We start from the raw sequence: 6,076 nt of genomic DNA, 5'->3' as shown, positions 1-6,076 counted from the left end.
GGTCGCTGACCCGCAGCCAACGTGGGCCAGGAATCCCCCTGCTTCAGCTGGGGGAGGATTCAATTGGTGTGTCCTCCGTTTCCGGCGGCGCTCGCGGGCGTTGCTCGTTCCAGGGTTTGGCACGGGCGGCCGGCGAGGTCGCACGCGGCGGTGGTGGTAGGGGTGTCGCCGGCCCGGGGGCGGACCGCCGGCGGGTCGGTCACAGGCTGCGGATCAGGCCGCCGTCGCAACGCAGGGCGACACCGGTGACGTACGAGGCGGGGGCGCCGCACAGGAACGCGGCGGCGGCGGCGAACTCCTCCGGCCGTCCGTAGCGGCCGGCAGGGATGGTGCGGCGGGACTCGGCCGCGACCTCGGCTGGTGAGCGGCCGGTCCGCTCGGCGGCCGCCGCGTCCAGGCGGGCCACCCGCTGGGTGCCGATCCTGCCGGGCAGCAGCAGGTTGACGGTGACTCCGTCCGCGGCCACCTCTGCCGCGAGTGTCTTGAGGTACGCCGCGAGCGCGGCCCGTCCGAGGTTGGACGAGGCCAGTTGCGGCAACGGGGCGGCGACGCCGCTGGAGCCGATGGCGAGCACGCGGCCCCAGCCGCGTTCGCGCATCCCGGGCAGAGTGAGGGCGACCAGCCGCTGCTGCGGTCGGACCAGCGCGTCGACCGCCTCGGTGACGTCCTGCGCGGTGACGTCGGCCGCGGCTCCGGGCCGCGGGCCCGGCCCGTTGAGGACCAGGACGTCGATCGCGCCGAGTGCCTCGGTGGCGGCGGCTACCAGCCGTTCGGGGCCGTCGGCGGCGAGCAGGTCGGCGGCGATCCCGATCGCGCCCGGCAGTTCGCCGGCGATCTCCCGCGCGCGGTCGCCGGAGCGCCCGCAGACGACGACGCTCGCGCCCTCCGCGGCGAGCGCCCGTGCGGTGGCCTCGCCCAGTCCCTGGGTGGAGGCGCAGACCAGAGCGGTGCGTCCCTTGAGTCCGAGGTTCATCAGCGCGTCCCCGTCGTCCGCGCCACGGCGTCCAGGTGGCGTTGGAGTTGCTCGGCCAGGGCGTCCGGCATGGCCGGGGCGGGCGGCCGTACGGCGGAGTCCTGAAACAGCCCGCGCCGGCGCAGGCATTCCTTGCGGATGGCGAGCGCGATCCCGGCCTGCTGTTCGAAGTTGACCAGTGGCAGGTACGGCAGCCACGCCTGCCTGGCCTGCTCGTACCCGCCGGTCTGCCACGCCTCCACGCAGGCGATCAGACCTTCGGGGTAGGAGAAGCCCGTCATCGCGCCGGCGGCGCCGCAGGCCAGTTCGTCCAGCAGTCCGATGCCGCCGAGCCCGCCGAAGACCGGGACGTCCAACTCTTCGGTGAGGACCGCGACGGCGCCCGGGGTCGGCGGGGCCTCGGCCTTGACGGCGGCGACGAACGGCAGGTCCCGCAGTGCCCTGGCGAGTGCGGAGACCGCGATGCGCACCCCGCTGACCACGGGGTAGTCTTGGACGACGATGCTGGCACCGGTCCGCCGGTGGACCGCGCGCAGGTGTTCGGTGAGCACCGCCGGGTCCGGCGAGTTGACCTGGACCATCACGGCGGCCATCCGGTCGCCGAGCACCTGCTGCGCCAGCCGGGTCTCCTCGGCCACGGTCGCGGTGCCGAGCGAGGTCGCTCCCACCACGAGCGGGAGCGAGCTGCTGCCGGCGACGGTCTCAAGGACCGCGCGCCGTTCACCGGTGTCGAGCTGTGCGGCCTCACCGAAGACGCCGAGTACGGTGAAGCCGGCGGCTCCCGCACGCTCGTACGCCTCGACGACACCGGCCAGGCTGGTCGCGTCGATGTCGAGGGCGGGCCTGGTGAAGGGGGTCGTGAGAACGCCCCAGACTCCGGGTTTCAGGGTGGTCGATGACATTCCTGTTCCTCAGTTCCTCACTACTCGTGCGCTGTCAACGGCTGCCGCCGGAGCCCGCGGTGGATCGGCGGACGGGCGGCAGCCGCGCGCGGTCCCCCGGGGCGGCGTGGAATGCCCGTCGGTGTGGTGATCCGCCCGCGCAGGTCGTCGGCCGCCGGCTGCGTCAGGGCGGTGGCGGCCCTGGCCACGAGCACGGATCGCGGCCTTCCTCACTCCGCGGCCGGAAGGACCCGTGCCCGAACCTCCCGGGGCAGCAGCTCCACCGGCCAGTTCTGGTACGTGACCGGGCGCAGCCAGCGCTGGGCTGAACCCACGCCGATCGAGCCGTAGGTTGGCGAGGTCGTGGCGGGGAAGGGGCCGCCGTGGTGCAGGGCGCGGGTCACGCTCACGCCGGTCGGCCAGCCGTTCCAGATGACCCGGCCGGCCAGGGAGCTGAGCTGGTCGACGAGGGACGCGGCGACGGCGTCGGCCGACTCACCGTGAATCGTCGCGGTGAGGCTCGGGCCGAGCGAGCGGGCGATCGCACCGATCTCGGCCGTGTCCCGGTACTCGATCACGACGGCAGCCGGCCCGAAGCACTCCTCGATGCCGCCGCCCACGGTGGCCAGCACACTCGCGGGGGGTATCGAGACGAGTGTGGGCGAGGTGCCCCCCGAGCCTGCCACCACACGTGCGCCTGGCAGGCCGGAAAGGGACTTGGTGCCTTCGGTGTAGGCGCCGGTGATGCGGTCGGTCAGGAGTGTCACCGGTTCGAGACCGGCGAGGGCGGTGGCCGCGGCGTCGAGGATGCCGGAGTTCTCCGGTGCGATCAGCACGCCCGGCTTGGTGCACAGCTGCCCACCGCGGAAAGAGACGCTGGCGACGAATCCGGCGGCGATCTCCTCGGCCCGTGCAGCGGCGGCCGCGGGGGTGACGAACACCGGGTTGAGGGAACCGAGTTCACCGTAGAACGGGATCGGGTCCGGACGGCCCACCGCGATGTCGAACAGCGCACGGCCGCCGGCGAGCGAGCCGGTGAACCCGCACGCCTTGATCCGGGTGTCGCGCAGCGCGGCCACTCCCGGCTCCACTCCCTGGATGTGGGCGAAGGTGCCCTTCGGGGCGCCGGCCTTCGCCAGGGCGGTGGCGACGATCTCCGCCGTCAGGGCGCTGAGTGCGGGGTGCCCCGGGTTGGCTTTCACCACCACCGGGCAGCCCGCGGCCACGGCCGAGGCGAAGTCGTTGCCCGCTACGCTGAACGCGAAGGGGAAGTTGCTGGCGGTGAAGACCAGCACGGGGCCGAGCGGCATCATCGCCTGGACGAGATCGGGACGGGCCGCGACGGGGTAGTCCGCATCGGCGGGTTCGGCCAGCACCCGAAGCAGCTCGCCGGACTCGGCTGCCTGCGCCAGGTGCTCCAGCTGGAAGACCGTGCGCTTCACCTCGCCGTCCAGCGCGGTCCGATCGAGGTGGGACTCCGCCACCGCCAGGTCGAGCAGTTCCGCCCTTTCCTCATCGATCGCCGCACCGACCGCACGCAACCAAGACGCCCGTTCACCGCCAGCGGAGTCACGCAGTGCGCGGGCGGCCTCCTGCGCCGTGGAAAGTATGGCTTCAAGCTCGTCCGCGGTGGTATCCGCGCTGACCAAGGACGGGTTGTTCACGGGACAGGCTCCCTAGCGACGTCGCAACAAACCGTTGACAGAATGAAAATCTTCACTAGGTTGTGCCCATGAGTCAAGGCCAGCGGAGTCACGCAGTGCGGAGGCGGCCTCCTACGCCGCCGAAAGCATGGCTTCAAGCTCGTCCGCGGTGGCGTCCGCGCTGACCAAGGACGGGTTGCTCACGGGACAGGCTCCCTAGCGACGTCGCAACAAACCGTTGACAGAATGAAAATCCTCACTAGGTTGTGCCCATGAGTGAAGCAGCGAAGCCTCGGTCGAGCGACGGTCCAACGATCGCCCCCATGGTTGCCGCCATCGGTGAGACGGTGCGGTCCATACGCCGGGAACGCACGCTGACACTGGAGCAGCTTGCTGAAGCCAGCGGTCTTTCGGCGGGTGTGATCAGCCAGCTCGAGCGCGGAATCGGCAACCCTGCTTTCGCAACCCTGGTTCAGCTGGCGCACGCCCTGGACGTTCCCGTGGGCCGGCTCCTGCTGCGCATCGAGGACAACAAGTCGCCAATCGTCCGCAAGACGGAACGCCGTCGGGTGGGCGGGCACGGCCTGGCGACCGCCGCGGCCACCTACGAACTGCTCACGCCCGACCTGTCCGGCGCTCTCGAAGCGACCTGGGTGACTTCGCAACCCGGCCACGACACCAGTAAGACGCCGTTCACCCACAACGGAGAAGAGTTCGGGATCGTCATCTCGGGCAGTCTCGACGTGTTCATCGACGGCGTGCGTCACCATCTCGAAGCGGGCGACTCCATCCGCTATTCCTCAACGATTCCGCACTGGTACGTCAACCCCGGCGACGAGCCGGCGCACTGCATCTGGGTTTCCACGCCGCCGACCTGGTAGTCAAAGCGGCGCTCCCCCTTCCCCTCTGTCCGACGGCCCCGCAGTCGTGGCCGTCCGGAAGGCGTAGCCATGTCCACACTTCCCGAAAGGGCGCCCGGCGCCGCTGATTTCACCAACGCAATACCGGCCAGAGAATCCACGGATCGTCCTCCGGCGATGCGCCGCGCGATGCTTGGCCTGGGTCTCGGCAACACCCTCGAGTGGTACGACTGGCAGATCTTCGGCCTACTAGCGGTCACCATCGGCCCGCACTTCTTCCGCAACGAAAGCTCTGTCGACGCGACACTGAGCGCCTTGTCGATCTTCGCCGTCGGTTTCGCGATGCGGCCAATCGGCGGAATTGTGCTCGGTGGTGTCGCCGACCGCATAGGCCGCCGCAGGGTGATGCTTCTGTCAGTGGCGATGATGGCACTGACGACTTTGGTCATCGGGGTGATACCCGACGCCAGCACCATAGGTGTGGCGGCACCGCTGATCCTGCTCGTCTGCCGCCTGCTGCAAGGAATTTCCACCGGCGTAGAAGCACCGCTGTCCACGGCGTACGGTGCGGAGGTCATGCCGAAAGGACGCTCGGGCACGGCCGCCGGCATCATCAGCTTCTTCGTCAACTTCGGCATTCTGCTCGCCTCACTGATCAACTACGTGTTGGGGTCGGTCCTCGGCAACAGCACAATGGCCGACTGGGGCTGGCGCATCCCGTTCTGGGTCGGCGCCGCGATGGGCCTCGTCGTACTGTGGCTGCGCCGCTCCCTCCCGGAGACCCTGCACAACAGCGACCCTGACTACGTCGGCTCCGCTTCGAAGGTCTGGCGCTCGGTGTTCACCCGGTGGCGCAGCCTGCTGGCGATCATCTTCGTGGTCGGCGCCGCGCAGGCGTTCAATTACGGATGGAACGTGGGCCTGCCGACCCTGGCGCGCGCCAAGTTCGGCGAGGACCCGACGACCGTCTTCGGTATCACCACCGTGCTGGCGCTGATCATGATGGGCGGCTCGCTGATCGTCGGCCCGCTCGCGGACCGATGGAAGCTGTCCCGGGTGTTCCTCTTCGGACGGTTCCTGATGATCCCGGCGGTCTTCCTGGTCCTGCTCTACGCCCACAAGAGCATCGCCACCTTCACGGTCGTACTGCTGGTGGGCGCGCCGGTACTGCTGGTCAACATGACCCTCTACGTTCTGGTGAGCACGTCGTTGATGCCCAAGGGAGTCCGCGCCGCGGGCTGCGGACTCGGCTACGGGGTCGGGGTGGCCGCGTTCGGCGGTACCGCGTCCTATCTGGTGGTCTGGTTGTCCGACAACGGACTGAGCGACCTGTTCCCCGTCTACATGGCCGTTCTGGCCGGTCTGAGCATCGCCTTCTATCAGTGGGCGAAGAAAGCTGAAGGAGTGTCCCTCGGTGCGTGATCTGCGCGTTTCGCCCGGCTCGCTCGACTGCGAGGTCGTGGCCCAGTCCGACGTCGTCGTGGTCGGCGGCGGCCCGGCCGGTGTGTCCGCCGCCGTGACCGCCGCCCGCAGCGGAGCTTCCGTCACGTTGCTGGAGCGCTATCCGGCCCTCGGCGGCCTGGCCTCGGGCGGCATGGTGCTCGTCCTGGACGATATGATCAACGGCCAGGAGATCACTGTCACCGGCATCGTGTCGGAGTACGTCGAGCGCATGACCAAGATGGAGCTGGCTGTCGTGCCGCCCGAGGAGGATCGTTT

6 protein-coding genes are annotated in these 6,076 nt (G+C 69.8%); 3 read left to right on the top strand and 3 right to left on the bottom strand.

The window, feature by feature from the left end; all coding sequences use genetic code 11:
- Positions 1 to 199: 199 nt before the first annotated feature.
- From VXC91_RS41340 to VXC91_RS41330, 3 genes are all read right to left on the bottom strand, one after another.
- Entirely contained in the window at positions 200 to 973 is a 774-nt protein-coding gene (locus VXC91_RS41340) for an SDR family oxidoreductase (protein ID WP_329512511.1), read from the bottom strand.
- A complete protein-coding gene (locus VXC91_RS41335) occupies positions 973 to 1,875 on the bottom strand; it encodes a dihydrodipicolinate synthase family protein (protein WP_329512510.1) in 903 nt (300 codons plus the stop codon). Before VXC91_RS41335 ends, VXC91_RS41340 begins: the two co-directional genes overlap by 1 nt.
- A 209-nt stretch (positions 1,876 to 2,084) precedes the next feature.
- On the bottom strand, positions 2,085 to 3,518 hold the full coding sequence (locus tag VXC91_RS41330; RefSeq protein WP_329512509.1) for an aldehyde dehydrogenase family protein: 1,434 nt from the start codon (positions 3,516 to 3,518) through the stop codon (positions 2,085 to 2,087).
- A gap of 302 nt (positions 3,519 to 3,820) precedes the next feature.
- Between VXC91_RS41330 and VXC91_RS41325 the strand changes: the two genes are divergently transcribed.
- The 3 genes from VXC91_RS41325 to VXC91_RS41315 all read left to right on the top strand — a co-directional run.
- Complete coding sequence (locus VXC91_RS41325) at positions 3,821 to 4,378, top strand: helix-turn-helix domain-containing protein (protein WP_329512508.1); 558 nt, start codon at positions 3,821 to 3,823, stop codon at positions 4,376 to 4,378.
- 69 nt (positions 4,379 to 4,447) lie between these two features.
- Positions 4,448 to 5,779 (top strand): MFS transporter, encoded by a 1,332-nt coding sequence (locus VXC91_RS41320; RefSeq protein ID WP_329512507.1) that lies wholly within the window; start codon positions 4,448 to 4,450, stop codon positions 5,777 to 5,779.
- On the top strand, positions 5,772 to 6,076 hold a 305-nt coding region (locus VXC91_RS41315; RefSeq protein ID WP_329512506.1), incomplete at its 3' end, for an FAD-dependent oxidoreductase. The genes VXC91_RS41320 and VXC91_RS41315, both read left to right, overlap by 8 nt.

Origin of the sequence: Streptomyces chiangmaiensis (assembly GCF_036281785.1) — a bacterium.
Lineage (GTDB): Bacteria > Actinomycetota > Actinomycetes > Streptomycetales > Streptomycetaceae > Streptomyces > Streptomyces chiangmaiensis.
This window is presented reverse-complemented; position numbering and strand designations above follow the sequence as displayed.